Consider the following 25,315-nt stretch of genomic DNA (forward strand, 5'->3'; position numbering starts at 1 on the left):
CATGATTGATTTATCAAAGCTGACAACAGAGCTGCGAAACCCCAACACCATGGAGCTGGATAAAATGACCCCATTTGAAATCGCCCGGGTCATGAACCGGGAGGATCAAAAGGTCATAACGGCTATAGAAGAAGTGCTTCCACAGATTGCCACAGCCATAGAATGGGCAACGGAGAGCTTAAAGGAAGGAGGAAGGATCATCTATATCGGTGCAGGCACATCCGGCCGGCTGGGGCTTCTTGATGCGGTGGAATGTCCGCCTACCTTCGGGGTGCCGAAAGAGCTTGTGGTGGGTCTGATCGCAGGAGGAGCGAATGCTTTTGCTGAGGCCGTAGAAGGTGCGGAAGACAGTCATACCCTGTGTGAAGAGGACTTAAAAAAAGCAGGACTTAAAAAGGAAGACATTGTGATCGGCCTGGCCGCATCAGGGAGAACTCCTTACGTGATCTACGGGCTCCGTTATGCCAATGCCACAGGGTGCAAGACCGTTGCTGTTTCCTGCAACCGGGGATCTGAAATCGGAAAAGAGGCGAAACTTGCCATCGAGCCGGTGACCGGACCGGAGGTGCTGACCGGGTCGACCAGATTAAAGGCAGGCACCGCACAGAAAATGATTCTTAACATGATATCCACCGGAAGTATGGTAGGAGTGGGGAAGGTTTATGAAAATCTCATGGTAGATGTAAAGCAAAGCAACGAAAAACTGGTTGTCCGGTCACAGAATATTCTTATGACAGCCACCGGATGCAGCAGGGAAGAAGCGAAAGCGGCTCTGGCTCAGGCAGATGGCCATGTAAAAACCGCCATTCTTATGATTTTATCGGACTGCGATGCAAAGGAAGCCAGACAAAGGCTGATTCAGGCCGGAGGAAATATCCGGAAGGCTTTTCATAAATAAATAAATAAAGTTTCGGCTGCAGCAAATTCATTTGAGCCATCCAAATAAAAAAGTTGAGGAGGAAACCGTATGGATTACAAGCAAATCAGTGAGGAACTATTAACGCTGCTTGGAGGAAGAGCAAATGTTGCTTCCAATGCGGCCTGCATGACAAGGCTTCGGGTCGGGGTAAAGGATATGTCCAAGGTGGATATCGAAAAGGTAAAGAAGGTGGAAGGCGTTCTCGGCGTTGTGGAAAGCGATACCCTTCAGATCGTTTTCGGCCCGGGAAAGGTAAACAGAGTCCTGGAAGAATTCCATAAGCTCACCGGACTTTCAAAAGGCCAGGCAGAGGGAGACAGGGCAGGAAGACAGGATATCCATGAAGTGGCAAAAGAAAATAAGGCACTTCAAAAGGCAAAATACGATAAACCGGTCCAGAGATTTTTAAAAAAGATCGCCAACATATTTGTGGCCCTGCTTCCCGGAATTATTGCGGCAGGTCTGATCAACGGCATCTGTAACGTAATCAATGTTTCCACCAACGGGGCATTGTCCGGAGTCTGGTGGTATGCCTGCATCCGCACCATGGGCTGGGCATTGTTTGCGTATCTGCCGATTTTGGCAGGATACAATGCAGCAAGAGAATTTGGCGGGTCCGGTGTATTGGGAGCTATTGCAGGAGCCATGTCCATCTCCAATGCAGCCATGCCCTTGCTTGCGACGGTTAATGAAAAGCAGATCATACTGCCAATTACCAATGAAGCATTCAATCCTGCTTCCGGAGGTCTTCTGGCAGCGCTGATCGCAGGTATGTTCTTTGCTCTTCTGGAAAAGAAGATCAGAAAGCATATGCCGGATTTAATAGACACCTTTATCAGCCCGCTGCTGGTGCTGATCATCGGCGGAATCGTAGCTTTGCTGGTCATACAGCCTTTGGGTGCCGGACTTACGAAAGTGATTTTTGCCGTTCTGAGCTTTGCTTATGAAAAAATGGGCGTAGCAGGCGGGTATCTTTTATCCGCAGGGTTCTTACCTCTGGTAGCGGTAGGTCTGCATCAGGCATTGACACCCATACACACCATGCTAAATGATCCTGCGGGGGCAACCGGTGGCATCAACTATCTGCTTCCTATCCTTATGATGGCCGGGGGAGGCCAGGTAGGAGCCGGTCTTGCTTTATATATGAAGACGAAAAACAAAAAGCTGAAGCGGTACATAAAGGATTCTATTCCCGTTGGAATCCTGGGAATCGGGGAGCCTATGATGTACGCAGTGACGCTTCCTCTTGGCCGGTCCTTTGTCACTGCATGTATCGGCAGCGGCTTTGGCGGTGCATTGGCAGCACTTTTACACCTTGGAACCGTTTCTCAGGGAGTTTCCGGATTGTTCGGACTTCTGATCGTTCAGCCGGGGCAGCAGATCGGATTTTTAATTGCTATGATTGCTGCGTATGCAGGCGGTTTTCTGGTTACCTATTTCTTTGGAGTAGATGAAGACAGAATCAATGAAGTATACGGGGAAGAATAAATGAAAACAGGAATTTCTCTCTATTTCTCCAGCGGTATGGAGAAAAATGAAGCGCTGATAAAAAAGGCATCGGAAAACGGGGCGGAGTATGTGTTTACTTCACTCCATATCCCTGAGGAAACCGGAGTAAATTACCGCCGGGATATTTACCGCCTGCTGACCCGGTGCAAAGAAGAAGATTTAAACGTGATCGTAGACGTTGGGCCGGAAACCTTAGAAATGCTCGGCGCAGGAACGGTCGAAGAGCTGAAAGCGCTTGGAATTACCCATGTAAGGCTTGATTATGGGTTTGATGCCAATGCGGTGGTGCAGATATCCAAAAGTTTTCATGTTGTATTCAATGCTTCTACCATCACAGAGGAAGAGATTGCACAGTGGAAAAGGTCAGGAGCGGACTTTCAAAAGTTTACGGCCTGTCACAATTTTTATCCCAAGCAATTCACCGGACTGTCCATAAAACGGGTAAAAGAAATAAATCTCAGATTAAAATATCTGGGATTTGATACCATGGCATTTGTTCCTGGCAATCTGGAGCTGAGAGGGCCCCTTTATGAAGGGCTTCCAACCGTGGAAGAGCACCGGAACCGGCGGGATGAGGTGTGCCTCAATATGCTGGAGCTTTTCTGCACAGGAGGCTGTGATGTGGTGCTCATCGGTGATGTGGCTGTAAAAGAAGAAGACTGGAAGGGGTTGAAATGCTTCAGCAAAGGTTATATCGAGCTGAAAGCAGAGATCCTTAAGGAGTATGAGTTTATAAGAAATACCATACACCATGACCGGCCGGATTCCAGTGACTGGATCTTCCGCTCCCAGGAGTCCAGACAATACCGTCAGGAGATTGTGCCGGAAGAGTGGAAGAATACGGCCATAAGAAAAGCCGGAAGCATTTGCATTTCCAATAAGAAGTATTTACGGTATATGGGGGAACTGGAGATTGCACGGGTAGACCTTCCCTTTGAGGAGCGGCTCAATCTGATTGGTGAGATATGTGAAGAGGATAGAAAATATCTGGCCTTTATTCAAAAAGGATTTGGGCTGAGACTTGTATAAAATACAGCAGCGGACCGTGCCTGTGGAAATGTTAGAAGTAATTCATAGGGAATAGGATCTGCCGGGGAACCGGGGCAGGATTTTAACGAATCCTGCCCCGCTTTTTGCAGTCCATCCCCATGGAGCGGATATGCCAAATCATGCATATTTCCGAAAAAAGCTGGCAGACATCCCTTTTTCATGTTATTTTAAATAAAGAGGTAATATTTGTGGATAAGAAATGTCTGAAGACGGGGCCTGATCAAACGTCCGGATACAAAGGTGTAATATCTGGAATTGCCCCAGGCTTATATATAAATACGAAAGAGATGGTAAATGGAAAATGATTTATACAAACATAAACAGTCCCCTCGGTACCATGACTGCAGCCGCAGAGGATCACAAAATTACCGGACTCTGGTTCCATGGACAAAAGTACTTTCCCCAAAATACGAATGCATGGAAATATGAACCGGAGCATCCGGTTTTTGTAAGCCTTCACCAGTGGCTTGAGGAATATTTTAAAGGAAATAAAAATTTAACCCTTCCGGATGTTCAGCCAAATGGGACTGACTTTCAAAAAGCTGTCTGGGAAATCCTTCTTCAAATTCCTTATGGCAGTGTCATGACCTATGGAGAAATTGCAAAAAAGATCGCTGCTGCAAGAGGGCAAAATACCATGTCGGCCCAGGCGGTGGGCGGAGCAGTGGGGCATAATCCTGTTTCCATTCTTATTCCATGTCACCGGGTGGTTGGGACAAGTAAAAGCCTTACCGGATATGCGGGGGGACTGGAACGGAAGAAGGCTCTGCTTCAATTGGAACAGGCCATGGTATGAACGAAGAGGTAAAGGATGCAGGAGTATAAAAGCAAAGAAGAATTGATTGCGGAAATTAAAAAAACAGCAGACGCATTTATTATGGAATTTGATTCCATTGAGGAAGCGGATAAAGATAAAATTCTGGAAGGAGTTGACCGCAGCCCGGCACAGATGATCGCCTATCAATTAGGCTGGATGAATCTGCTCATGGGTTGGGACCGGGATGAGCTGGCCGGAAAAGAAGTGGTCACTCCTGCTGCCGGTTATAAATGGAACAGGCTTGGCGGATTATATGAAAGCTTTTATAGACAGTATGAGGACTGCACGCTTTGCGGGCTGAGGGGCTTGTACCGGGACTGTGTGGCTGCCCTTATCCAGTGGCTGGAGCTATTTTCCGAGGAGGATTTGTTTGGACAGGAGATACGGACATGGGCTTCCTCCACACCGTCAAAATGGCCCATATGGAAATGGGTACACATCAATACCGTGGCACCCTTTAAAACATTCCGCAGCAAGGTCAGGAAGTGGAAAAAACTCCTGTAAATCAGTTGACAGGAGCGATACGAAATTACAGGTGGAATGAGAGGCATAGAAATGGGTCAGGAACATTTTAAAGATTATAAAATTGGGGAAGAGATAGGAAGAGCCCTTGATGTACTGGGGTATAAAATCCCTACAAACGTCCAGGCAAGGGTCCTTCCATATGCGCTGGAGGGAAAGGACCTTATCGTCAAAGCCCAGACAGGCAGCGGAAAAACGGCAGCATATGCCATTCCCATCTGTGAATCTGTCGCATGGCTTGAGAATAAACCCCAGGCGCTGATTCTCACTCCAACCAGAGAACTTGCCGTTCAGGTAAAAGAGGATTTTACCAATATAGGCAGGTTTAAACGGATCAAAGCAGCAGCAGTCTATGGAAGGCATCCCTATTCCATAGAAAAAGCAGAACTGAAACAAAAGACCCATGTAGTGGTGGGAACGCCGGGACGGGTCATGGATCACATAGAAAAAGGCACGCTGCCGCTGGCAAAGATTGATTATCTGGTCATAGATGAAGCGGATCAAATGCTTGATATGGGATTTATGGAACAGGTAGAAGCAATCATTAAGACGCTGCCCATAGAACGGGTGACCATGCTGTTTTCTGCGACCATGCCCCAGGAGGTGGTTACTCTGGCTTCCAGTTATATGTCAGACGCCTTAAAGATCGATGCAAACGAGGAATTCGTTATGGGGGCAGATATTGAACATTCTCTTTATTTCGTACCGGAAGAAGATAAATTCAGTCTTCTTAAAGATGTTACGATCCTTGAAAACCCGGATAGCTGTATCATCTTCTGCGGAACGAAGAACCGGGTGGATATGGTATGTGAACGTCTGGCTGATTCAGGGTATGGCTGTAAAAAGATTCACGGCGGCATGGAACAGCCGGACCGGTTAGATGCCATTAACCGCTTTAAAAGGGGAGAATACCGTTACCTTGCGGCCACGGATGTAGCAGCAAGAGGAATCGACATCCATAACATCTCCCTGGTTATTAATTATGACATTCCTCTGGACAAAGAAACCTATGTCCACCGGACAGGCAGAACTGGACGGGCCGGGCAAAAAGGAAAGGCAATATCCTTTGTTACTCCGGCTCAGGACAGATATCTTCATGATATTGAAGCCCTGATCGGGTTTCATATCCCCCGGCTGGAGAAGCCCTCCAAAGAGGAGGTGGCCGATAAAAAGAATGCATTTCTTGAAAAAATGAAAACGGAACCTCCCATAAAGAAGATGAAAAGTGAGCAATTAAATAAGGATATTATGAAATTGCGTTTTAACGGCGGAAAGAAAAAGAAACTTCGTGCAGCCAGCTTTGTAGGAGTTATATCCAATCTGGAAGGGATGAGTGCCGAGGATATCGGAATTATAGCCATTCAGGACACCCTTACCTATATCGAGATACTAAACGGCAAAGGCCCCCTGGTTTTAGAAGCAATGAAACAAACGACGGTAAACGGAAAGCAATTAAAAGTAACGGAAGCATTGGATAAACGGGGATAAAGTGGTATAGTAAGGAATGGATCTTTAAAAAATTTAATTTTCAAGAGGGAATACATGGATAACAATGATATATTAATAAGATTAAGGTATGCCTTGGATATGAAGGATACCGAGATGGTGGAGATATTTAAACTGGGTGGAGTTACTGTAGCAAAAGAAGAACTGCAGACGATGTTAGTAAAGTCGAATGACGGCAGCGTTACCGGTTCCCCCAGAAAGGAGAGGAACTCTGACGATAATAGAACGGTATGCAGTAACCGCATGTTTGAATCCTTTTTAAACGGTTTTATTATTTATAAAAGAGGAAAGAAGGAATCAAAGCCAGGTGAAACAGAAAAGCAGATATTTATGATAAAAGATGATAAAGCTGTAAATAACGTTTTGCTAAAGAAGGTTAAAATCGCTCTGTCTCTCACCGGCGAGGACATGCTTGCCATATTAAAAGACGGGGGAATCGATTTATCAAACGGTGAATTAAGTGCGGTTCTGCGGAGAGAAGGACAGCGCAATTATAAAGTATGCTTAGACCGGTATGCCAGAGCTTTCTTAAAGGGTCTTACAGTCAGATACAGGAAGAAATGATATGTTGCTATTAATATTCAGGATATGTGCCAAATTAAGCAATACCCTATCTCCTTCGGTGTGACCATAAATATCATTTACGCGTTTAAAACTGTTTACATCTATCATGGCTAACGAAAAACAACTATTAGAGTTCCTACATTCTTCCATACTCTTTTGTTGGTTCTGCGCTTATCCATTAAATTGCTGTCATCACCAACATGGTATATGTCCTGTATGCCCCGTCCGCTTAGTTCCCCGGCTTCCTGTATAAAGGGCTGTTTTTCGTATTTTTGCCAATCGCTACCTAACGTAAGCTCCCAAAGGTAGTTAACCATAATATCAGGCAGGGTAGCCCTTATATCAGGCGACACGGATAAATTATCATTGCCGCACACGGGTGGGGTTTTACTTATTGTCTTTGTCATTTTCAATTCCTCCTTTTTTGAATGGCGAACGTCCCATTCCAGATGAAAAATGTTCAAGCCCTTTGAAATGCCCGGTACCGCGTCCAAACCCGGCGTCCGGCCAGTTTTCATAACCGTGTCCATAAGACGACATGAATTTTTCCGTGTACTTACGGTGCTCCTGAATATCCTGAGCAGATTGGATATTATACTCCTCAAGAAGCTGCCGGATGATGTTACGCTTTCCATCTGTCATTTGTACTTTGTGTACTAATAAAGGCCTCCTATGATTATATTTTATCATAGAAGACCTTTAAAAACCTTAGTTTGTCACAAGATTGACTTATTTTCCATCTTCCACAGATAACACTTGTAAATCATAAATAGCAGTTGCCAACAAGCGATACTGACTCTGTGAACGTGCTTCATTCACCAGATCATTTGCGAAAACAACTATTTTTTTCTTCTCTTCCTGATATGAAAATGCTAATATCTGGCCACGGGCATCATCATGACCTGGCCACCAACCCTCTTTGAAAAAATTTGCATCTTCACTGATAGTCATAAGAATTTCTGCACTTTTGGGAACTCTTGTAATGTAAGATGCCATTGTTGAGTAGAAATACTCTTTACTATTATACGGTGCTGTGATTGTATGTGTCTGATTAACATTTGCCAAAAATACACCTTCATAATTCTGCCATTCTGGTCCTACAAATTGAAAGTCGGGAATCAATGTTTCAATGTTATTCATTCCCATATTTCCAAAAGCAATATATGGTTTTCCCTTCTTCACTTCCTCTTCCACATCTAATGCATTGATGAAAATATCTCCTTCGTCAGTATTCTGTGTTACCTCAAAACCCAATTTATTCAGCACGTATGCCGCATCACCCCAGGCAACCACCTTGCTGCTGGCAAGCCGTTTCCCTTTTGGTATGTTGTCCACACACATCTCCGTTTCAAGATAATACTGATTCAGTAACGGTTCTAAGTCCTCTGTCTTGACTAAAAAATCACCTGCTTTATATGATTCTTCACTTGTCTCAACCATTTCTACGCATTTGTTTTCTAATAACAACTGGTTTACTGCCTTAATTGCATCATTATTTGTATTTCTGATAATAATGTACTCACTCTCACCCTGTTTTACTACAGGGGGAATTGAGACAGTCGTTACTGCCGCTAGTTTATTATCAAATATTCCGTTCTCCCTTACCTTATAACAATTAAATCCTCTCAACACAGGAAAATCCTGAACAAATGCAGATGTTACATATGTCGCATTCGATATATCAACACCATCATAAAGTACCAGATTCACCAACCCCCTCTTAGCTTGATGCATGTCTACAACATAAGTGCCAGCTTTGTAAGTAATATCTGCTATTGTAGTATCAGAAGTTAACTGCGTAATTTCTATGCCATTTCTCAAAAAATATTCCATCATTTTATAGACTTCAAGCGGATTTTTTTGTAATTCCTTATCGATTGGCAATACATAATATTCCGGGAAAAAGTTTTGATTGTCTCCCCTTTCCCTTCCAATTACCATATTCTGATCGTCTACAAGATAAGCATCAACCGATGTTTTATCCAAATTTTCCACTCCACGACGATATATTTCTAACTGATTCAAAAACAACCTATCTTTATCTGTAATGGTATAATTTATTGCTGCTTTTATACAATACAGTAATGCGTTTACGGATTCCTCATTCATTTCAGGCACCTCTATGGTATGCCCCATTGTACCGAGATTCATTGCAAATGTCGCTGTGTAAGCCGCTGATGCATCATCCCAGTTTAATTGCGTTGCATCACTTTTATAGGAAGGATCCTCAACTGTTTTCTTAAACTCTTCATAAGGGATATAATACTGTTCATATTTGGTATTTGTGATAGCGGCATCTCCCATGTTCCGAGCCTGCTCCAACATGTTATCCATCAGCAGGTCATATTCTACGTTAGGATTATGGGGCGGCGAACACGGTTCGATAAGGAATCCTTTGTCAAATCCATGTAAATCTAATAATGTAATTGGACACCACTTTGCTATTTGCTCTGTTACACACTGCGTTTCCGGCTGTATCTGTGCTGCATTGTCTCGATTCAAATCAAAGTAATTATCATTGAATCTCGTCATATTATCTAAGCCATCTGGATTATCTGTATATACCAGTAAGAAAAACACATGATCCAGTACATCATCCATATCTAATTCAATCTTTTTTTGGTTCTTATCGCTATAACTTATTTTATCTTCTAATGCTATTGTTCTTAATAATTCAACAATTGCAGAAACACCAGATGATTCATTCGGGTGAATATTATTAATAAAAATTGGTATTTGATAATTATCAATGCTTCCATTTTGAATATCCTGCTGTAATCTTCCCGGTTCTTTCATCATAGACGGCAGAATATCGTTTTCATAGTTATCTACAGCCTTCTTATCTTTCGCAATCACTGTAAAATAAATATCACGTCCGGCTTCTGACTTTCCTATTGTTGTTGTCTCAATATATCTATCAGTACCTGCCTGCTCTGTAATCTCCTCAATTTTAGACTTCAGCATCTTATAATTACAGTAACTGTCATATGGTAGTAATTCAATTGGCGCTGCCGCAATTACATGATTTTTATCTGCAACTGCAAGTTCAAACGTTCCTATCATATCCACATATGGCACCGTCTGAAAAAGCGGACCATCTGCCAGGTTTTCTGTATCATATGGCAGATCGAATGTAACACTGGCATATGCTCTGTTCTTTTTTACTTCTATCTCACTTACCGTAATAAAAGCATCTCCGTCTTCGCCGGTTGTTAAGTCCATCTTTTTCCATTCGGACAATGCCTTTCCTCCATAAGTCCACATTAAATCATCAACATTTACTTCTTTCGGAAGTTCAAAGGAAACTTTTATTGTTCTTTTTTGCGTCATGGACATTTTGTTTTCACTTACTTCTAAACCTGCATCCGGACCTTTGTTCTGTTTATTGTTACTTTTCTCTTGAATGGTTAAACCCCATGCACTCACCATCATGATAATAACAAAGCATAATAAGATGATTACGCAAAGTTTCTTTTTCCTCTGTTTACTCATAATACTCCTCTTCTTTTTATTGATTATATTTTAGTACTTTATCACACTTTATAAAAATATGACTTATTTTGTCTTGAAATCGACAAATAAGTCCTGAATTCTCTCTTTTCTAATTACATATTAATGTATGCTTAAGTTTTTCATAAACATGTTTTTATCAACAACTGGAAGTGCGGACAAGCCCCTGTACGAACGAAATAAGGATTACACAATTGATTACGCTAAGGGAACTATTATCCGAACTCCATTTGGCACAATTCGAGATGTAGAGACAATTAATGTTGAATATTCTTATTTCCCTGGTCCAATCACAATATCTTCTGAGAAACCCTTTTGCCTGGATATTTATAATTCGTCCCCACATGCTGCTACGAAGGTTTTATATGCCATTCCTACGTTTGGTTGGGAGTGTAAACATGAAGTTGAAGGAAAAAAATCAAGAGGAAAGGTGGTGGTTTACAAATTTATTTAGACAGACCATGGTATTCTTCAGGAGCAGGTGAACTACTCGGAGTAATTCTTTGGTAGACAGAACTCCGTATCAAGCTGAAAATTTGGCACATTATCCTTTTATTCGTTTGGCTCTTATACGATATCAGCCAAAGTCTGTCAACAACGCTCATTTCTCTCAAATAATTTTGATGGACTTTATCCAGATAACACCTTATCGACTATTTTCTATTCAGAAGGATATATCTGACCAAATGAAGTTAATGGTAAGTTTGTCGGGACCTAGTTACCTATCTTCTAATGGAACATTGGGTGGAGAAGTTGAGATACAGCTTGAAAATAAGGATTCAATTATCCTTCGTTAAGGAAGTTAAAACACAGTAGCACACGTCAGGGCAGTTGGTCTTGAGGCGTGTTACTCTGTTTTTAATTTTATAGGAAAGTTCAAGCACCTGACGAGCCAGACTCATTCTTAAGGTTAAATCGCCGGAAAAGGTATTGACTCTTCGATGATGTGAGGGTTTATACTTTTCCTATAGGAACCGTGAAACTTTTAGCAGGAAGGCTTATGGAGAAGATGATATGAGTAAAAAGATCATTGAAATGAAACATCACATGTGTGATGGCTGTTGTATGTGGAGCGGAATAGAAGATATTTACGTCAACCAGTCAGGGGAAGAGGTACCGGAAGCATTTCTATTTGCCCTTAGCAGCTACGGAGAAAATGTGTATTTAAAGTTTCGTGACAGAAACCGCCCGGTTATGCTCAGTGTCTGTGATGGCAGAACAAAAAGGACCTATGATAAAATAAAAGGGGAGATTGACCTGCAGTATAAAATATCAGAGGGCAGGACTTTTGCGTATGCGTTTCAATCTGTCAAAAGGGAGATCGATCATGGAAATCCGGTGATTATAGGGCCTCTTGATATGTTTTATCTGCCTTATCTAAAGATGTATCACAAAAATCATATTCCCATGCACTATGTTTTGATGGTTGGCTATGACCAGGAGGAACGGTGTGTCTATGTATATGACTGCGGAAGAACAGAAATCCAGGTATTGCCTTATGAAGAACTGCACCGGGCATGGCAGATAGAAAAAAACTCTGTAGGCGATAAGAACGGATTTATCCGGTTTACCTTATCAGAACCAATGAATAGCCAGTATGACCTTGCAACCCGTGTATTCAGGCGGAAGGCAGAAGAACAGCTGAGAGAAAAGCCTGAATTTGCCGGAGTCCGTGCATTCCGAAAAATCGCCTGTGAATTCCCGGCCTGGAGGAGCAAAATGCCGGAAGAAGAATATAGAAATGCACTGATGTCCCTGACAGAATTTTTTGGCAGGGTTCCGAAGCTTCCGGATAAATTAGCAGGAATAGAAAATAATGGCCCGGACATTCCCTATAAGGGCAATTGCGACCGGCTTGGCAATGTTCTGGTTGTTCTCGGCAATAAGTTCCAGAAAAAAAACTGGACAGAAGCAGGCTGTTTATTCATAGAGACCGGAGAGTATTTTGAAACAATCACAAATAAGATCACAGACTTTCTTTGTGAGGGCAAAGACTCATTAGAGACCATTCCGGAGTATTTTTTAAAGATCGGAGAGCTGGAAGAAAAAGCATATAAATTATTACTGATCTGTGGGGAGAAAGAAGGAGGCGAAAGTCATGGCTTTTGATTTTAAAAAGGAATATAAAGAGTATTATCACCCGGCAAAGAATCCAGTCATAATCAATATACCGGAAATGAAATTCCTTGCCCTTAAGGGAAAAGGGAATCCGAATGCAGAAGATGGAGATTACCAGAGATCCATCAAGCTGTTATATGGGCTTTCATATACCTTGAAAATGAGTCATAAGGGAGGGCGGAACATCAGGGGATTCTTTGAATATGTGGTTCCCCCGTTGGAAGGGTTCTGGTGGCAGGAGGAGAAAGCTACAAAGGATGGGTTTCAGTGGATATCCTTAATACGCTTGCCTGATTTTATTACGGAAGAAGATGTTCTTTGGGCGAAAAAGGCAGCCAATGAAAAGAAAAAGATGGATTTTTCGGCAGTTGAATTTCTGACATATAACGAGGGTCTGTGTGTTCAGTGCATGCATGTGGGTCCCTTTGATGAGGAACCGGAAACCATTGAAAGAATGGAGAAGTTTGCTGATAAGGAAGGTTATCAGATTGATATTTCTGAAAACCGGTACCACCATGAAATATATTTAAGCGATCCCCGTAAATGTGTTCCAAAGAAAAGGAAGACGGTAATAAGACAGCCGGTTACGTTGAGAGGATAACCTATAGTCCTTCAAACGGAGCAATATATTGCGTACTCCGTTTGAAGGACTATAAGGTATCGGTTTGCCTTTACCAATGGATGATAACCACCGGTTTAATCAGATCCTTTGGCTTATCCTTCATCAGCATCAGAGCCTCTTCAATGCCGTCAAAGCCCTCAAACCGGTGTGTCACCAGCTTGCCAGGGTCCAGTCTGCCGGCTGAGAGAAGGGAAGCCAGCTTTTCCATTCTCAATCTGCCGCCAGGCATCAGTCCGCCGGCAATCTGTTTATGTCCCATGCCGCATCCCCATTTGATACGGGGAATTTTTATGTAATCGCCTTCTCCAAGGTAGTTGATATTACCGATTTTTCCGCCCGGTTTCAAGATGGCGATGGCCTGGGCAAAGGTATCGTTATCTCCGCCTGCAATAATAACACGGTCCACGCCCTTTCCGCCTGTTTTTTCCATAATCTGTTCCACAATATCGCCTTCCCGGTAATTGATGATATCTGTGGCACCATATTCTCTGGCCAGCTTTACACAGTTAGGACGGGAACCTACGGCATAGATATGGGAAGCACCGTGAAGGGCTGCCCCTGCTACGGCCATCAGTCCTACGGGTCCGATTCCTATCACTGCCACACTGTCACCAAACTGCACGTCTGCAAGCTCTACTCCATGAAAACCAGTCGGAACCATATCAGAAAGCATACATGCTGCCACCGGGTCCACGCCTTCCGGCAGTAAAGCCATATTTCCATCCGCATCATTTACATGAAAGAACTCACCGAATACTCCGTCCTTAAAATTAGAGAACTTCCAGCCGGCCAGCATTCCTCCGGAATGCATCTGAAAGCCGCCCTGGGATTCCAGGGAATTCCAGTCCGGTGTGATCGCCGGTATAATGACTCTGTCCCCCGGCTTAAAATCCTTTACAAGATTTCCGACCTCCACCACTTCAGCAACAGCTTCATGTCCAAGAATCATATTATGGCGTTCCCCGATGGCACCTTCCCATACCGTATGGATATCGGAAGTACATGGTGCCAGAACAATGGGGCGGCAAATCGCATCGATCGGTCCGCATACTGGTTTTTCCTTTTCAATCCAACCTGTTTTACCAATACCTATCATTGCAAAACCCTTCATAAGAACATCTCCTTTTTATTTTTGCTTGTTATTTTATTAACAAATAAAGCTATGTTTATTATACATCATAATGTTTTGGCAGTCAATTCGTATTTCATATTTGATTATATAATGTATTTGTGGATTTTTGACGAATTTTAGGAGAAAAACATGGGGAGAGAATTGAAAGATAATTATGAATATCGGCCAGCAGCGGCGGAGATACCAGGACGGGAATACCCGTCAGGCGGTGTTTGGCTCCGGCCGCTTCTGCAATTGAGAAGGTTATTTATAACGTCCGTTGGTAGAGATTGCAAGCTCGTACTGGTCTCCCAGAATGGAGACATCATCCACACAGAAGGCTTCATTGTGTCTGTAACAGATGCGGTGGATGCAAAGAAGTGCGGTACCTGGCTGGACGCCCAGCATTTCCGATTCCGCAAAGTCCGCAGATTTTGCCAGTATCTTATCGGCGGCTCCATCGATTTCCAGATGGTAATGCTCCTCCAGAAATTGGTATAACCCGGAGAATTTATTGGTAAACTGGGGCAGTCCCGGAACCAGGAAGGTGGGAAGGTAGTTTTTCATGATGGCAATGGGCTTTTCATCAATGAGCTGGATCCGCTGTACCCGGGTGATGGAGTCTCCCGTTTTTAAATGAAGTTCTTCAGAAAGTTTTTCGCTTGCAGGAATAATATCGATATACATACTTTTGGTACGGACATTATAGCCCCGTCTTCTTAAGGATTCCGTTACCGATGTGACTTTGTTTAAGTCCTGGATGGTTCGGTGATCCAGGACCATGGTCCCTCTGCCTTGCTTGATTTCCACAAAGCCCTCTTCCTTCAGCATTTCCATGGCACTTCTTATGGTGGTGCGGCTTACCTTATATATTTTTTCAAGCTCTGGTTCTGTGGGAAGTAATTCCCCGACAGGGTAGGTTCCATCTTGAATGCTTTTTTTGATTAAATCATGAATTACCATATAAGCCGGAACTTTACGCATGTTTAAGTAATTATGGAAATCCAATAAGCGGATGGACCTCCATAATTCCTCCTTTCTCAGATTGAAAAGTGTATTTTTCAGCTATATCATAACACGGCAGGGCTTTGAAATCAAAAGAATCCTTTAAGTCGTGATCATTCCTTTGAGATCCATATATGATTATTTTCACTCTTCACTATGGGCGGCGGATGTGCTACTATAAATTTATTACTATTAATTTATTACATGATTGAAAGGAGACTAATTCATGGAACACAGAAATGAAACATTACTGGAAACATTCCGTTTCCGCTATGCCTGCAAAAAGTTTGATCCCAATAAAATTGTGCCGGAAGAGGACTTTCAGACCATTTTGGAAGCGGCCCGTCTTTCTCCCACGTCTTTTGGATTCGAGCCATGGAATCTGATCGTTTTACAGGATGAAGAGTTGAAAAAGAAGCTGTTTCCCATGGCCTGGGGAGCACAGAACAGCTTAAACGGTGCCAGCCATTTCGTTATTCTTCTGGCCCGCAGAAAAAATGATTTGTTGTACAGCTCCGACTACTTAACTCATATCATGAAGGATGTAAAAAAACTTCCCGATGATGTGGCGGAAGGTATGCGGAATGCTTTTCAGAGATTTCAGGAAAAGGATTTTAACCTGCTGGAGAGTGACCGTGCCTTATTTGACTGGGCCAGCAAGCAGACCTACATCGTACTGGCAAATATGCTGACAGCTGCAGCATATCTTGGCATTGATTCCTGTCCCATTGAAGGTTTTAACCGGGAAGAGGTGGAAGAACTTCTGACAAAAGAAGGACTTATGGACCCGGAACACTTCGGTGTGTCCGTTATGGCCGGTTTTGGATACCGGGGAGAGGAACCGCGTCATGAAAAGACAAGACAGCCCTTAAGTGAGCTGGTGAGGTGGAAATAAACGTGAGAGATAAAAATCAGACAATAGGTAATCTTATTGATAAGCAAAGTACGGCACTGATCAGCTCCGTTGATGCGGACGGATTCCCCAATACAAAAGCGATGCTTCCTCCAAGAAAGAGAGAAGGCATAAAGACCTTCTATTTTACAACGAATGCCTCTTCCATGAGAGCGTCACAGTATAGAATCAATCCAAAGGCCTGTATTTATTTTTGCGATAAGCGCTTTTTCCGCGGGGTAATGCTGAAGGGAACCATGGAGGTACTGGAGGATAATGTCAGCAAAGAGATGATCTGGCAGGAAGGTGATTCCATGTACTATCCCAAGGGAGTCACAGACCCTGATTACTGCGTTCTCCGGTTTACGGCTGAAAGCGGCAGGTTTTATAGTAATTTTAAATCGGAAACATTTACAGTCCAATAGCAAGACATATTTTCGTAAAATCTGCGAATGATCCATACTTTCGTTTTAGTTAGTATCTATCCCAAAGGTGCATACTTGATAAAAATAATTTGCTGTTATATGATAGAAAAACAACAATTATCGGTAAAGGAGATTGCAATGAAAAAGGAGATAGAAGTATTTGATTATGCCAATGAGATATTAAAAGCGGTAAACAAAGGCGTTTTGCTGACTACGAAGGCAGATGGAAAGGTGAATTCCATGACCATTTCCTGGGGGACGCTTGGGATCGAGTGGGGCAAGCCCATATTTACGGTTTTTGTAAGAGAGCACCGGTTTACCAGGCAGCAGCTGGATAAGAACGGAGAATTTACTATCAATATCCCATACGGTGATTTTGATAAAAAGATTTTGGGGATATGCGGAACAGAAACGGGTCATTCGGTGGATAAGATCAAGAAGCTGAACTTAACGCTGGAACCTTCTGAGGCTGTTTCTGTTCCGGCAATCAAGGAACTGCCATTGACCCTTGAGTGCAAGGTTATCTATAAGCAGAAGCAGGATGAGCATGCAGTTACCGAAGAAAATAAAAAGGCATTTCATCCTCAGGATGTAGACGGTTCCTTCCACGGGGCCAACAGGGATTTTCATACCGCATATTACGGAGAGATCGTCAAAGCTTATATAATAGAATAACCCGTCATGTTGTCTGAGCAGTTTCGGGCGGCTGAAATTGCGGCATTTTAAAAGCTCCCTTTTTAAACAGGCAGAACCGTAGAAAGACTGTCCTTGAAAAGGGAGCTTTTTGCATATTTCATTTCCACTGCTCCAGGTAAAATCCCGTAAATCCGCTGGAGCGGGGAGAAGTTTCACATCATTGTTCTGAAATCAATCCCGCCAGCGCATAAGAAATCAGCTGTTCCACAAACGCAGGATCTACAGCGCCCCCGGTGATTAGCAGCCGGTAAAAAATCGGTGCAAAAATCAAATCAATACTCAGTTCAATATCCAAATCCTTTCTTAATTCCCCTCGTTTTATCCCTCTTTCCAGAATATGCCTTGAGATAAGCCTGCGGGGGTTGAAATACCGGTTACGGTATTCTTCCGCCACATTTTCATCGGATTGCCCTTCTGCAATCAGTTCTGTAATGACCTTTCCCTTTGGACTGGTAAGGAAGGCTGCAAGGCTGCCTGCCTGAAGCAGAAGGTCTTTTTTTAAAGAACCGGTATCCGGTACTTCCAATATTGATTCTGTAGCTTCAAAAAAGCCATCTAAAACGACGGCGGCTTTGTTTGGCCACCATTTATATATGGTTGCTTTGCTGACCCCGGCTCTTTCAGCGATGCCTTCTACCGTTATGGAATGAAAACCATTTAAAAGTAGCAGGTCATAGGAAGCAGTGAGAATGGCCTGTCTTGTTTTTTCGCTGCGGGGACGTCCTGTCTTCTTATCCATAGGATTCTCCTTTTTGATGATTCTATAGAACAATTTAAAAACGTTGCGTTTATTATAACATATTTGTTTATAAAAAAACAGGCTTGACAAAACAAGACGCTGCGTTTACTATATATTTATAAACGGTACGTTTAGTATACAAAATAAATGGAGGATATCACACATGAAAACTAAAATAACGGAGGAAAAGAAGATTTCCCGCTGGCTGGTATTTTTACTTGCAGGTGCCTGCGGATTGATTGTTGCAAATCTGTATTACGCGCAGCCCCTGGTGGGTCCTATCAGCAAAGATACCAAAATCTCAGCCGGGCTGTCCGGACTGATTGTTACCATGACCCAGCTTGGGTATGCCGCAGGTCTTTTGTTTCTGGTTCCACTAAGCGATTTACTGGAAAACAGGCGACTGGCAGTTATAACACTGATTCCAGCGGTTATCGGACTGGCTGCAGCACCTTTGGCAGCAAATCCTTATCTTTTCTTCATTTCGACCATATTGATTGGAGCCGGGTCTGTGACCGCTCAGATCCTGGTCCCATTTGCCGCCCACTTAGCGCCTGCAAACGAGAGAGGGAAGATCGTTGGCAATGTAATGAGCGGGCTGCTTCTTGGGATTATGCTTGCAAGACCGACTGCAAGTCTTATTACCGGTTTTCTGGGCTGGAAGGCAGTGTTTTTTTTGTCGGCGGCCCTTATGGGAATCCTGTTGATTTTGTTAAGCTTTCTGCTTCCGAAGCGGAATCCGGAGACAAAGGACAGTTACCCTGCAATTATAAAATCCTTGTGGCATCTCTTTTTAAAGACCCCTGTTTTACGCCGCAGAGCCTTCTATCAGGCCGCTTTATTTGGCAGCTTCAGCTTGTTTTGGACCGTTGTGCCCCTACATTTGTCCCAGCATTTTCAGATGACCCAAAAAGAAATTGCTTTGTTTGGATTTGCAGGTGTGGCCGGAGCGGTGGCAGCGCCCATTGCCGGAAGACTGGCAGACAAGGGCTTTACAAAAAAACTCACAGGAGCTGCTTTTGTGATTGCCGCTTCTTCGTTTGCCCTTACCCATGTGTTGCAGAGCAATCTTACCGTTTCTCTGATTCTGTTCTGCATTGCCGCAATTCTTCTTGATATGGCAGTTTCCGGCAATCTTGTTCTTGGGCAGCAGGCAATCTATGGGTTGGGTGATGAGATACGGGGCAGAGTCAACGGATTATTCATGGCGGTATTTTTTATAGGCGGTGCTGCCGGCTCTGCTTTGGGAGGCTGGTCATATGCACAGGGAAATTGGGGGACAGCTTCCATGATCGGATTTAGCCTGCCGGTGCTTGCATTTGTATACTTTCTTACGGAAAAAAACAGTTCTGTTTAAGAAATCCCAATAAGGATTTATCTGGAAGCAGAGATTGTATTGACAAACCGGAATTTCAATAGTATAAATTTAGATATCAATCGCAATGGAGTCCTTGGCTCTGTTGCGTTTTTTTTACCCATTTACCAGCTTTTTAAGGAAAGAGGGATTGCCTATGAATGGAAGAAATCAAGCGGAGCTTCTGCATCCGAAACAGCCGGGCTTTGTTTTAGTGACTGGTGAATACAAAAAATATAATGTCATGCAATATGGAATCTCTCATTTCTATCAGTTTGAAGCGGAAAGTGATCTTATGACCGGAATCCCTGATGCCTGTGTGGACATTCTCTTCTGCAGCAACGGCAGCAGGCTGGAATCAAGAGTTGCCGGGACGCTGCTTTCCAAAACAGAGGTGGAGACAGCCAGCCGCTGCAGGCACTTTGGCGTCCGATTTCTCCCGGGCTTTAATCCTGTGGGAAAACACAGAAAGATGTCGGAGCTGGTCGGCAGGGAAGAAAAATATGAAGATATGTTTGATGAGCTTTCTGAACAGGAAGAATTGTTTGAAAAGCTGTGGCAGGAAGAACGCTTTGAACAGAAGGTTAAAATATTCACAGATTTTTATTTAAAGCATTACGATGCAGAACGGTATGAAGCCCATAATCTCCAGTCCCTGTTAAGACAGGAGATTGTAGCGTCGGGTGGCAATATTAAATTAAAAGAGCTACAGGAAAAAACAGGCTATTCCCTCCGCTATTTAAACCGGATCATTACCGATGAATTCGGTATGGCCCCCAAAGAGCTGATGCGGATCATCCGTTTCCAAAATGCCATTGATGAACTGACCAAAAACATGAGTAAGACTGGTATGACACGAGCGGCACTTGATGCGGGCTATTATGATCAGTCTCATTTTATAAAGGACTTTAAGGAATTTACCAATTATACGCCTACAAGGTATTTAAAGGGATTAATGCAGAACAGCTATAGGGAAAAGCTGCAGGTAATTACGAAAGTATGATTCTGGTAATGAAAAAATAATATCATTTAGTTCCGATTTTTACAATTATATCGTGATACATAACGGTAGAATGTAGTGAAATGAAGGACAGAGAGGTCTTGTGATAATCTTTATCACAGGGCCTCTTTTGCGTAAGGAGGCAGGAAAAGTGAAAAGAATCAATTATTCATCGGGAGCACCCTTAGAAGAAATCACAGGTTATTCCAGAATGATAAAGGTGGGGGAGCATATCTACATTGGGGGTACCACTTCCGTGACACCAGACGGCACAGTGTGAAGTAGCAGATGCATAGCTGAACCGCCCCTCCCAACTGGTGGAGATTGAACTTCAAGCAGTTACCGGCTGTGAGAAATAAAAAGAACTTAAGAACCCGGAGCCTGATTAAACGGAATGGAGGAAATAATAATGAGTGATGCAAAAGTTGATTTTATCTATCTCAGTGAAGAAGAAATGATACAGGCAGGTGTAACGGATATGGCAGGCTGTGTGGAAGCCATGGAAGAGATGTTCAAGTTAATGAAATCCGGCGATTTCCGTATGGGAGGCCCTAATGGAAATTCTCACGGAGTGATGATGACTTTTCCCCAGGAATCCCCATTCCCCAATATGCCTACGGACGGCCCTGACCGGAGATTTATGGCAATGCCTGCGTACCTCGGCGGCAAATTCGATATGGCAGGCATGAAATGGTACGGTTCCAATACGGAGAACCGGAAAAAGGGACTCCCAAGATCCATTCTGATGCTCACGTTAAACGATAAGGATACGGGAGCGCCCCTGGCTTATATGTCGGCCAATGTATTGAGCGCGTTCCGTACCGGTGCCGTTCCGGGAGTAGGCGTCAAGTATTTTGCCAGAGAAGATGCCAAGGTCATCGGCGTCATCGGGCCGGGTGTTATGAGCAAAACGGCGCTTGATGCAACCATGGCGGTGAGACACGGAATCGAAACCGTTAAAATTAAAGGAAGAAGCCTCAAGTCCATTGAGAACTTTATTCAGTATATTAACAATAAATATCCCCAGGTGAAGGACATCCGGATCGTGGAAACGCAAGAGGAAGCGGTTCGAGATTCAGATATTGTACATATTGCAACCTCAAGCCCCACCGGAGACATCAGCGACTATCCGTTTATCGAAGAAGCATGGATCAAACCGGGTGCAATCCTCTGTTGTCCGGCAGCAGCAAGATTTGATGATGATTTTATTCGGAACCGGGCAAGAATGGTGACGGACAATATCCAGTTGTATGAAGCCTGGAAAGAGGAAATTGGCGAAAAGGCATACCATACCATTCCCATACCGGCGGTGCATTGCATGGATTTGATTGAGGAAGGCAAGATGAAAAAGGAGCAGATCGATGACCTGGGAGATGTGCTTACAGGAAAGATTCCGGTTCACCGAAATGATGATGAAATCATCATTTACTCCGTGGGAGGAATGCCCATTGAAGACGTTGCATGGGGAACCATTGTCTACCGCAATGCTTTAGAAAAAGGAATCGGGAAAAGACTGAATGTATGGGAGACCCCTTATTTGGCATAAAGAGACGGAGGTTAATAATATGAGAATCGAAGAACATCCAATCCTTGGAAAACCGGAAGAGAAACGGGTGGTTACATTTACTTATGACGGAAACACCATATCCGGTCAGGAAGGGGAACCCATTGCCATTGCGCTGGAAGCGGCGGGAATCTCTATCCACCGGTATACGAAAAAGTATCATGAACCAAGAGGAATCTTCTGTGCAATCGGCAGATGCACAGACTGCGTGATGGTGGTTGACGGAAAACCCAATGTCAGGACCTGCATCACCCCTTTAAAGGAAGGGATGGATGTGAAGAGCCAGTACGGCGTAGGAGCAAAGGAATAAAGGCGCTGGCAGAGAATTAAAATGGAGGGCAGGTAGGATGACAAGATATGATTTAATCATTATAGGAGCAGGTCCCGCTGGTTTGTCAGCAGCCATAGAAGCAGCAAAGAGCGGCTTAAAGGTAATTGTTTTCGATGAAAATGCAAAGCCCGGCGGACAGCTTTTTAAACAGATCCATAAATTTTTTGGTTCAAAAGAACATAAGGCCAAGATCAGAGGTTTTAAAATCGGTGAAGATCTTCTAAGGGAAGCAAATGACAACGGCGTGGAAGTTTTGTTAAATGCCGTTGTGGTGGGACTTTATCTGGATAAGGAGGTGACGGTTTCCGTAGAACAGGAAATCAGGCACTATAAGGGGGATGCGGTCATCGTAGCCACAGGTGCTTCTGAAAATATGGTGACCTTTGATGGCTGGACCCTTCCTGGTGTAATAGGAGCAGGAGCGGCCCAGACCATGATGAACCTTCACAGTGTCAGACCCGGGAACAAAGTATTGATGCTGGGTTCCGGAAACGTAGGTCTTGTGGTGAGCTTTCAGCTGTTACAGGCAGGGTGTGAAGTGGTGGCACTGGTCGATGCGGCACCAAAGGTAGGCGGGTACGGGGTTCATGCGGCAAAGGTGGCCCGGTGCGGAGTCCCCTTTTATCTGTCCCATACCATCGTGAAGGCGGAAGGAACAGACCGGGTGAGAGGTGTAACCATCGGTGAGGTGGATGCAGACTGGAAGATCATTCCCGGAAGCAGCAAGCATTTTGAAGTGGATACCATCTGCCTTGCCGTTGGCTTATCCCCCATGTCCCAGCTCACCAAAATGGCAGGCTGCAGGATGAAGGACACCCCCACCGGATATGTGCCGGAATGCGACGAGACAGGAGCCACCAGCATACCCGGAATCTTTGTGGCAGGAGATGTATCCGGCATTGAAGAAGCCAGTTCCGCCATGATCGAAGGGCGGATTGCAGGAATCAGTGCCGCACAATACCTGGGCTTTCTTAAAAAAGAAGAGCAGACGGAAAAAACAGAAGAGCTTCACAAGGCTTTATTAAGTCTCCGGGAAGGAATGTTTGCACCGGAAAACCGGGGGAAGAACATAGAAAAGACGGAGGAAGGAATTGACGTTTCCAAAAATCTTTTAAGGAAAGGTTACGTGGCAGAGTCTGAAATCGGCAGGTTCCCGGGAGTCACAAGACGTAAGGGAATTCATCCGGTAATCGAATGTACCCAGAATATTCCCTGCAATCCCTGCCAGGATGCCTGCCCCAGAAAATGCATTGTCATTGGGAGTAAAATTACTGCACTCCCCGCACTGGATGAGGAACGGGACTGTACGGGCTGCGGATTATGTGTGTCCGCATGCTCCGGTCAGGCCATATTTCTCATTGATGAAGACTTTGAACCTGGCTATGCAGCCATTACTCTTCCCTATGAGTTTCTTCCTCTGCCTGCACCGGGGGATAAAGGAGCGGCACTTGACCGAAGCGGTGCAAACGTTTGCCTGGCAGAGGTTTTAGAGGTGAAGTCAAAGAAGGTATACGACCATACCAGCTTATTGACCATAAAGGTGCCCGCAGATATGGCAATGAAAGCCAGATTCTTTCGCAGACAGGAGGCAGGAGTATGAGTAAGAGCAACGACCGGTCCAGGACATTAAAGGAATTTATACAGGAGCCGGATGACGGAATGATCATCTGCCGCTGTGAGGAAGTGACAAAAGGGGAGATCCGGAAAGCGGTCCATGATGGTATGTTTACCCTGACAGAGATCAGACGCTATTTGCGGTCAGGAATGGGCCTCTGCCAGGGCCAGACCTGCGGGGCTCTGGTAAAAAGAATCGTAGCAAGAGAACTTTCCGTCTCTCCTTTGGAATTAGAACCTGCTCCTTCCAGGGCCCCTATGCGGCCGGTGGAAATGAAGGTACTTGGAAACGAAAGAAAGGAGGACTGACGCATATGGCACAATGTGCAGATATCATCATCATCGGCGGAGGAATCATCGGTAACGCCACCGCCTATTATCTGGCAAAGAAAGGCTGTTCTGTCCTGGTCTTGGAGAAAAGCGATCATATGGGAAATGGCGGATCAAGCAGAAATGGAGGCGGTGTCAGACAGTCGGGCCGTGATAAGAGAGAATTGCCCCTGGCCATGTACGGTGCAAAGCATCTGTGGCCTGTCCTTTCGGAAGAACTTGGTATGGATGTGGAGTATTATCAGAAGGGCAATCTCCGGCTGGGCAAGACCGAAGGTCATATGAAGATTTTAAAAGGTCTTGCAGACAATGCCTCTTCCCTGGGGCTGGATGTGCAAATGATAAGCGGTGAGGAAGCAAAAAGTATCTGTCCCTATCTTTCCGATGAAGTCGCAGGTGCAAGCTGGTGTCCCACCGATGGGCACGCAAATCCCATGCTGGCGACTCTGGCTTATTATAAAAAGGCAAGAGAGCTGGGGGTTCGATTCATCACTGGTACAGAGGTCCTTGAAATCCGCAAAATCAGAGGAAAAGCAAGAGAAGTCATGACGTCGGAAGGGCGCTTTGAGGCTGAGAATATTATTCTTTCCGCAGGCTATGACAGCAGAAAAATCGCAGCAACCGTAGGCGTTGATGTTCCTATGACCCAGGCTCTTTTGGAAGTTCTGGTTACGGAAGCCCAGCCGCCTATGTTTTATCAGATGTTAGGAACGGCCATGGCAGACTTTTACGGCCACCAGAGCACTCATGGGTCCTTTGTATTTGGCGGCTCCTCCGGGTTTGAAGGAGTGAATAAGGACAATGGAACCCCGGTAACGAACAGTCTGACCGCTTCCTGCATCTGCAGAGGAATCATGAAGTATTTTCCCTGTCTTGCATATGCCAACATTGTCAGGACCTGGGCCGGCTGGATTGATGTCTGTGCGGATCATGTACCGGTGATCAGCAGGGTAGAAGAGGTTCCCGGGCTGATTCTTGCCTGCGGCTTTTCGGGACACGGCTTTGGAATTGCACCTACCGTTGGTACCCTGCTTTCCCAGCTTGCCGTTGGGGAAGACACGGTGCTTGATATAGATTCCTTCCGGTATGACAGATTTAAAGCAAAGCTATAACCGGA

The 25,315-nt window shown here is 44.3% G+C and carries 26 protein-coding genes and 1 pseudogene; 20 read left to right on the forward strand and 7 right to left on the reverse strand.

Annotated features, from left to right (window positions below):
- Nucleotide 1 precedes the first annotated feature (1 nt).
- From murQ to ACLTWA_RS13070, 7 genes are all read left to right on the forward strand, one after another.
- Nucleotides 2-898 (forward strand): N-acetylmuramic acid 6-phosphate etherase, encoded by an 897-nt coding sequence (murQ, locus tag ACLTWA_RS13040; RefSeq protein ID WP_412328316.1) that lies wholly within the window; start codon nucleotides 2-4, stop codon nucleotides 896-898.
- Nucleotides 899-967: 69 nt separating this feature from the next.
- Nucleotides 968-2,407, forward strand: a complete 1,440-nt coding sequence (locus ACLTWA_RS13045) for a PTS transporter subunit EIIC (RefSeq protein ID WP_412328317.1) — start codon at nucleotides 968-970, stop codon at nucleotides 2,405-2,407.
- The gene (locus ACLTWA_RS13050) at nucleotides 2,408-3,457 is read left to right on the forward strand and encodes a MupG family TIM beta-alpha barrel fold protein (protein ID WP_412328318.1); all 1,050 of its coding nucleotides are present in this window, start codon (nucleotides 2,408-2,410) and stop codon (nucleotides 3,455-3,457) included.
- A gap of 322 nt (nucleotides 3,458-3,779) precedes the next feature.
- Complete coding sequence (locus tag ACLTWA_RS13055) at nucleotides 3,780-4,274, forward strand: methylated-DNA--[protein]-cysteine S-methyltransferase (RefSeq protein ID WP_412328319.1); 495 nt, start codon at nucleotides 3,780-3,782, stop codon at nucleotides 4,272-4,274.
- Between the two features lie 15 nt (nucleotides 4,275-4,289).
- Nucleotides 4,290-4,799, forward strand: a complete 510-nt coding sequence (locus ACLTWA_RS13060; protein WP_412328320.1) for a ClbS/DfsB family four-helix bundle protein — start codon at nucleotides 4,290-4,292, stop codon at nucleotides 4,797-4,799.
- Between the two features lie 51 nt (nucleotides 4,800-4,850).
- Nucleotides 4,851-6,305: a DEAD/DEAH box helicase gene (locus tag ACLTWA_RS13065; protein ID WP_412328321.1), complete on the forward strand. Its 1,455-nt coding sequence runs from the start codon at nucleotides 4,851-4,853 to the stop codon at nucleotides 6,303-6,305.
- Between the two features lie 54 nt (nucleotides 6,306-6,359).
- Nucleotides 6,360-6,887, forward strand: coding sequence for a DUF1456 family protein (locus tag ACLTWA_RS13070; RefSeq protein WP_412328322.1), 528 nt, complete (start codon nucleotides 6,360-6,362; stop codon nucleotides 6,885-6,887).
- Here ACLTWA_RS13070 and ACLTWA_RS13075 read toward each other — a convergent pair.
- From ACLTWA_RS13075 to ACLTWA_RS13090, 4 genes and pseudogenes are all read right to left on the reverse strand, one after another.
- Nucleotides 6,852-7,037 carry a GGDEF domain-containing protein gene (locus tag ACLTWA_RS13075; RefSeq protein WP_412328323.1) on the reverse strand — a complete coding sequence of 62 codons (186 nt, stop codon included), beginning with the start codon at nucleotides 7,035-7,037 and terminating at the stop codon, nucleotides 6,852-6,854. The genes ACLTWA_RS13070 and ACLTWA_RS13075 overlap by 36 nt on opposite strands.
- The gene (locus ACLTWA_RS13080) at nucleotides 6,998-7,294 is read right to left on the reverse strand and encodes a hypothetical protein (RefSeq protein ID WP_412328324.1); all 297 of its coding nucleotides are present in this window, start codon (nucleotides 7,292-7,294) and stop codon (nucleotides 6,998-7,000) included. The genes ACLTWA_RS13075 and ACLTWA_RS13080 overlap by 40 nt, the downstream gene beginning before the upstream one ends.
- 148 nt (nucleotides 7,295-7,442) lie before the next feature.
- Nucleotides 7,443-7,577: pseudogene (locus tag ACLTWA_RS13085) on the reverse strand (IS256 family transposase); the annotation flags it as partial.
- Between the two features lie 39 nt (nucleotides 7,578-7,616).
- Nucleotides 7,617-10,379 (reverse strand): hypothetical protein, encoded by a 2,763-nt coding sequence (locus ACLTWA_RS13090; protein WP_412328325.1) that lies wholly within the window; start codon nucleotides 10,377-10,379, stop codon nucleotides 7,617-7,619.
- A 1,032-nt stretch (nucleotides 10,380-11,411) separates the two neighbouring features.
- Here ACLTWA_RS13090 and ACLTWA_RS13095 point away from each other — a divergent pair.
- Both ACLTWA_RS13095 and ACLTWA_RS13100 read left to right on the forward strand, forming a co-directional pair.
- Nucleotides 11,412-12,506 carry a BtrH N-terminal domain-containing protein gene (locus tag ACLTWA_RS13095; protein WP_412328326.1) on the forward strand — a complete coding sequence of 365 codons (1,095 nt, stop codon included), beginning with the start codon at nucleotides 11,412-11,414 and terminating at the stop codon, nucleotides 12,504-12,506.
- Entirely contained in the window at nucleotides 12,496-13,116 is a 621-nt protein-coding gene (locus ACLTWA_RS13100; RefSeq protein WP_412328328.1) for a GyrI-like domain-containing protein, read from the forward strand. Before ACLTWA_RS13095 ends, ACLTWA_RS13100 begins: the two co-directional genes overlap by 11 nt.
- Nucleotides 13,117-13,186: 70 nt before the next feature.
- Here ACLTWA_RS13100 and ACLTWA_RS13105 read toward each other — a convergent pair whose 3' ends face one another.
- On the reverse strand, nucleotides 13,187-14,248 hold the full coding sequence (locus tag ACLTWA_RS13105; protein ID WP_412328329.1) for an NAD(P)-dependent alcohol dehydrogenase: 1,062 nt from the start codon (nucleotides 14,246-14,248) through the stop codon (nucleotides 13,187-13,189).
- Nucleotides 14,249-14,512: 264 nt separating this feature from the next.
- Entirely contained in the window at nucleotides 14,513-15,256 is a 744-nt protein-coding gene (locus ACLTWA_RS13110; protein WP_412328330.1) for a GntR family transcriptional regulator, read from the reverse strand.
- Nucleotides 15,257-15,479: 223 nt separating this feature from the next.
- On the opposite strand from ACLTWA_RS13110, the gene ACLTWA_RS13115 reads away from it, so the two are divergent.
- The 3 genes from ACLTWA_RS13115 to ACLTWA_RS13125 all read left to right on the forward strand — a co-directional run bounded on the left by ACLTWA_RS13115 (nucleotide 15,480) and on the right by ACLTWA_RS13125 (nucleotide 17,245).
- Nucleotides 15,480-16,148: an NAD(P)H-dependent oxidoreductase gene (locus tag ACLTWA_RS13115; protein ID WP_412328331.1), complete on the forward strand. Its 669-nt coding sequence runs from the start codon at nucleotides 15,480-15,482 to the stop codon at nucleotides 16,146-16,148.
- 2 nt (nucleotides 16,149-16,150) lie between these two features.
- Complete coding sequence (locus tag ACLTWA_RS13120) at nucleotides 16,151-16,570, forward strand: pyridoxamine 5'-phosphate oxidase family protein (protein WP_412328333.1); 420 nt, start codon at nucleotides 16,151-16,153, stop codon at nucleotides 16,568-16,570.
- Nucleotides 16,571-16,708: 138 nt separating this feature from the next.
- Entirely contained in the window at nucleotides 16,709-17,245 is a 537-nt protein-coding gene (locus ACLTWA_RS13125; RefSeq protein WP_412328335.1) for a flavin reductase family protein, read from the forward strand.
- A 178-nt stretch (nucleotides 17,246-17,423) separates the two neighbouring features.
- On the opposite strand, the gene ACLTWA_RS13130 is transcribed toward ACLTWA_RS13125, so the two are convergent.
- A complete protein-coding gene (locus ACLTWA_RS13130) occupies nucleotides 17,424-18,005 on the reverse strand; it encodes a TetR/AcrR family transcriptional regulator (protein WP_412328336.1) in 582 nt (193 codons plus the stop codon).
- A 163-nt stretch (nucleotides 18,006-18,168) separates the two neighbouring features.
- Here ACLTWA_RS13130 and ACLTWA_RS13135 point away from each other — a divergent pair, with 163 nt between their 5' ends.
- The 8 genes from ACLTWA_RS13135 (at nucleotide 18,169) to ACLTWA_RS13170 (ending at nucleotide 25,310) form a co-directional block, all read left to right on the forward strand.
- The gene (locus ACLTWA_RS13135) at nucleotides 18,169-19,362 is read left to right on the forward strand and encodes an MFS transporter (RefSeq protein ID WP_412328338.1); all 1,194 of its coding nucleotides are present in this window, start codon (nucleotides 18,169-18,171) and stop codon (nucleotides 19,360-19,362) included.
- Nucleotides 19,363-19,516: 154 nt separating this feature from the next.
- Nucleotides 19,517-20,362, forward strand: coding sequence for a helix-turn-helix domain-containing protein (locus ACLTWA_RS13140; RefSeq protein ID WP_412328339.1), 846 nt, complete (start codon nucleotides 19,517-19,519; stop codon nucleotides 20,360-20,362).
- Between the two features lie 148 nt (nucleotides 20,363-20,510).
- Nucleotides 20,511-20,639, forward strand: coding sequence for a hypothetical protein (locus tag ACLTWA_RS13145; RefSeq protein WP_412328340.1), 129 nt, complete (start codon nucleotides 20,511-20,513; stop codon nucleotides 20,637-20,639).
- A gap of 129 nt (nucleotides 20,640-20,768) precedes the next feature.
- Nucleotides 20,769-21,905 carry a tyramine oxidase subunit B gene (locus tag ACLTWA_RS13150; RefSeq protein ID WP_412328342.1) on the forward strand — a complete coding sequence of 379 codons (1,137 nt, stop codon included), beginning with the start codon at nucleotides 20,769-20,771 and terminating at the stop codon, nucleotides 21,903-21,905.
- Nucleotides 21,906-21,924: 19 nt separating this feature from the next.
- The gene (locus ACLTWA_RS13155) at nucleotides 21,925-22,233 is read left to right on the forward strand and encodes a (2Fe-2S)-binding protein (RefSeq protein WP_412328343.1); all 309 of its coding nucleotides are present in this window, start codon (nucleotides 21,925-21,927) and stop codon (nucleotides 22,231-22,233) included.
- 37 nt (nucleotides 22,234-22,270) lie between these two features.
- Nucleotides 22,271-23,854 (forward strand): FAD-dependent oxidoreductase, encoded by a 1,584-nt coding sequence (locus tag ACLTWA_RS13160; protein ID WP_412328344.1) that lies wholly within the window; start codon nucleotides 22,271-22,273, stop codon nucleotides 23,852-23,854.
- On the forward strand, nucleotides 23,851-24,177 hold the full coding sequence (locus ACLTWA_RS13165) for a (2Fe-2S)-binding protein (RefSeq protein ID WP_412328345.1): 327 nt from the start codon (nucleotides 23,851-23,853) through the stop codon (nucleotides 24,175-24,177). The genes ACLTWA_RS13160 and ACLTWA_RS13165 overlap by 4 nt, the downstream gene beginning before the upstream one ends.
- A 5-nt stretch (nucleotides 24,178-24,182) precedes the next feature.
- Complete coding sequence (locus tag ACLTWA_RS13170) at nucleotides 24,183-25,310, forward strand: NAD(P)/FAD-dependent oxidoreductase (protein ID WP_412328346.1); 1,128 nt, start codon at nucleotides 24,183-24,185, stop codon at nucleotides 25,308-25,310.
- Nucleotides 25,311-25,315 lie beyond the last annotated feature (5 nt).

Source organism: Lacrimispora sp., from assembly GCF_046972725.1.
Lineage (GTDB): Bacteria > Bacillota > Clostridia > Lachnospirales > Lachnospiraceae > Lacrimispora.

Coding starts and splice junctions, on each gene's coding strand:
- ACLTWA_RS13155 (WP_412328343.1), top strand. CDS start 21,925: ATGAGAATCGAAGAACATCCAATCCTTGGAAAACCGGAAGAGAAACGG.
- ACLTWA_RS13130 (WP_412328336.1), bottom strand. CDS start 18,005: ATGGATAAGAAGACAGGACGTCCCCGCAGCGAAAAAACAAGACAGGCC.
- ACLTWA_RS13060 (WP_412328320.1), top strand. CDS start 4,290: ATGCAGGAGTATAAAAGCAAAGAAGAATTGATTGCGGAAATTAAAAAA.
- ACLTWA_RS13075 (WP_412328323.1), bottom strand. CDS start 7,037: ATGGAAGAATGTAGGAACTCTAATAGTTGTTTTTCGTTAGCCATGATA.
- ACLTWA_RS13065 (WP_412328321.1), top strand. CDS start 4,851: ATGGGTCAGGAACATTTTAAAGATTATAAAATTGGGGAAGAGATAGGA.
- ACLTWA_RS13100 (WP_412328328.1), top strand. CDS start 12,496: ATGGCTTTTGATTTTAAAAAGGAATATAAAGAGTATTATCACCCGGCA.
- ACLTWA_RS13140 (WP_412328339.1), top strand. CDS start 19,517: ATGAATGGAAGAAATCAAGCGGAGCTTCTGCATCCGAAACAGCCGGGC.
- ACLTWA_RS13055 (WP_412328319.1), top strand. CDS start 3,780: ATGATTTATACAAACATAAACAGTCCCCTCGGTACCATGACTGCAGCC.
- ACLTWA_RS13125 (WP_412328335.1), top strand. CDS start 16,709: ATGAAAAAGGAGATAGAAGTATTTGATTATGCCAATGAGATATTAAAA.
- ACLTWA_RS13105 (WP_412328329.1), bottom strand. CDS start 14,248: ATGAAGGGTTTTGCAATGATAGGTATTGGTAAAACAGGTTGGATTGAA.
- ACLTWA_RS13165 (WP_412328345.1), top strand. CDS start 23,851: ATGAGTAAGAGCAACGACCGGTCCAGGACATTAAAGGAATTTATACAG.
- ACLTWA_RS13070 (WP_412328322.1), top strand. CDS start 6,360: ATGGATAACAATGATATATTAATAAGATTAAGGTATGCCTTGGATATG.
- murQ (WP_412328316.1), top strand. CDS start 2: ATGATTGATTTATCAAAGCTGACAACAGAGCTGCGAAACCCCAACACC.
- ACLTWA_RS13150 (WP_412328342.1), top strand. CDS start 20,769: ATGAGTGATGCAAAAGTTGATTTTATCTATCTCAGTGAAGAAGAAATG.
- ACLTWA_RS13160 (WP_412328344.1), top strand. CDS start 22,271: ATGACAAGATATGATTTAATCATTATAGGAGCAGGTCCCGCTGGTTTG.
- ACLTWA_RS13050 (WP_412328318.1), top strand. CDS start 2,408: ATGAAAACAGGAATTTCTCTCTATTTCTCCAGCGGTATGGAGAAAAAT.
- ACLTWA_RS13090 (WP_412328325.1), bottom strand. CDS start 10,379: ATGAGTAAACAGAGGAAAAAGAAACTTTGCGTAATCATCTTATTATGC.
- ACLTWA_RS13095 (WP_412328326.1), top strand. CDS start 11,412: ATGAGTAAAAAGATCATTGAAATGAAACATCACATGTGTGATGGCTGT.
- ACLTWA_RS13135 (WP_412328338.1), top strand. CDS start 18,169: ATGAAAACTAAAATAACGGAGGAAAAGAAGATTTCCCGCTGGCTGGTA.
- ACLTWA_RS13045 (WP_412328317.1), top strand. CDS start 968: ATGGATTACAAGCAAATCAGTGAGGAACTATTAACGCTGCTTGGAGGA.
- ACLTWA_RS13115 (WP_412328331.1), top strand. CDS start 15,480: ATGGAACACAGAAATGAAACATTACTGGAAACATTCCGTTTCCGCTAT.
- ACLTWA_RS13170 (WP_412328346.1), top strand. CDS start 24,183: ATGGCACAATGTGCAGATATCATCATCATCGGCGGAGGAATCATCGGT.
- ACLTWA_RS13080 (WP_412328324.1), bottom strand. CDS start 7,294: ATGACAAAGACAATAAGTAAAACCCCACCCGTGTGCGGCAATGATAAT.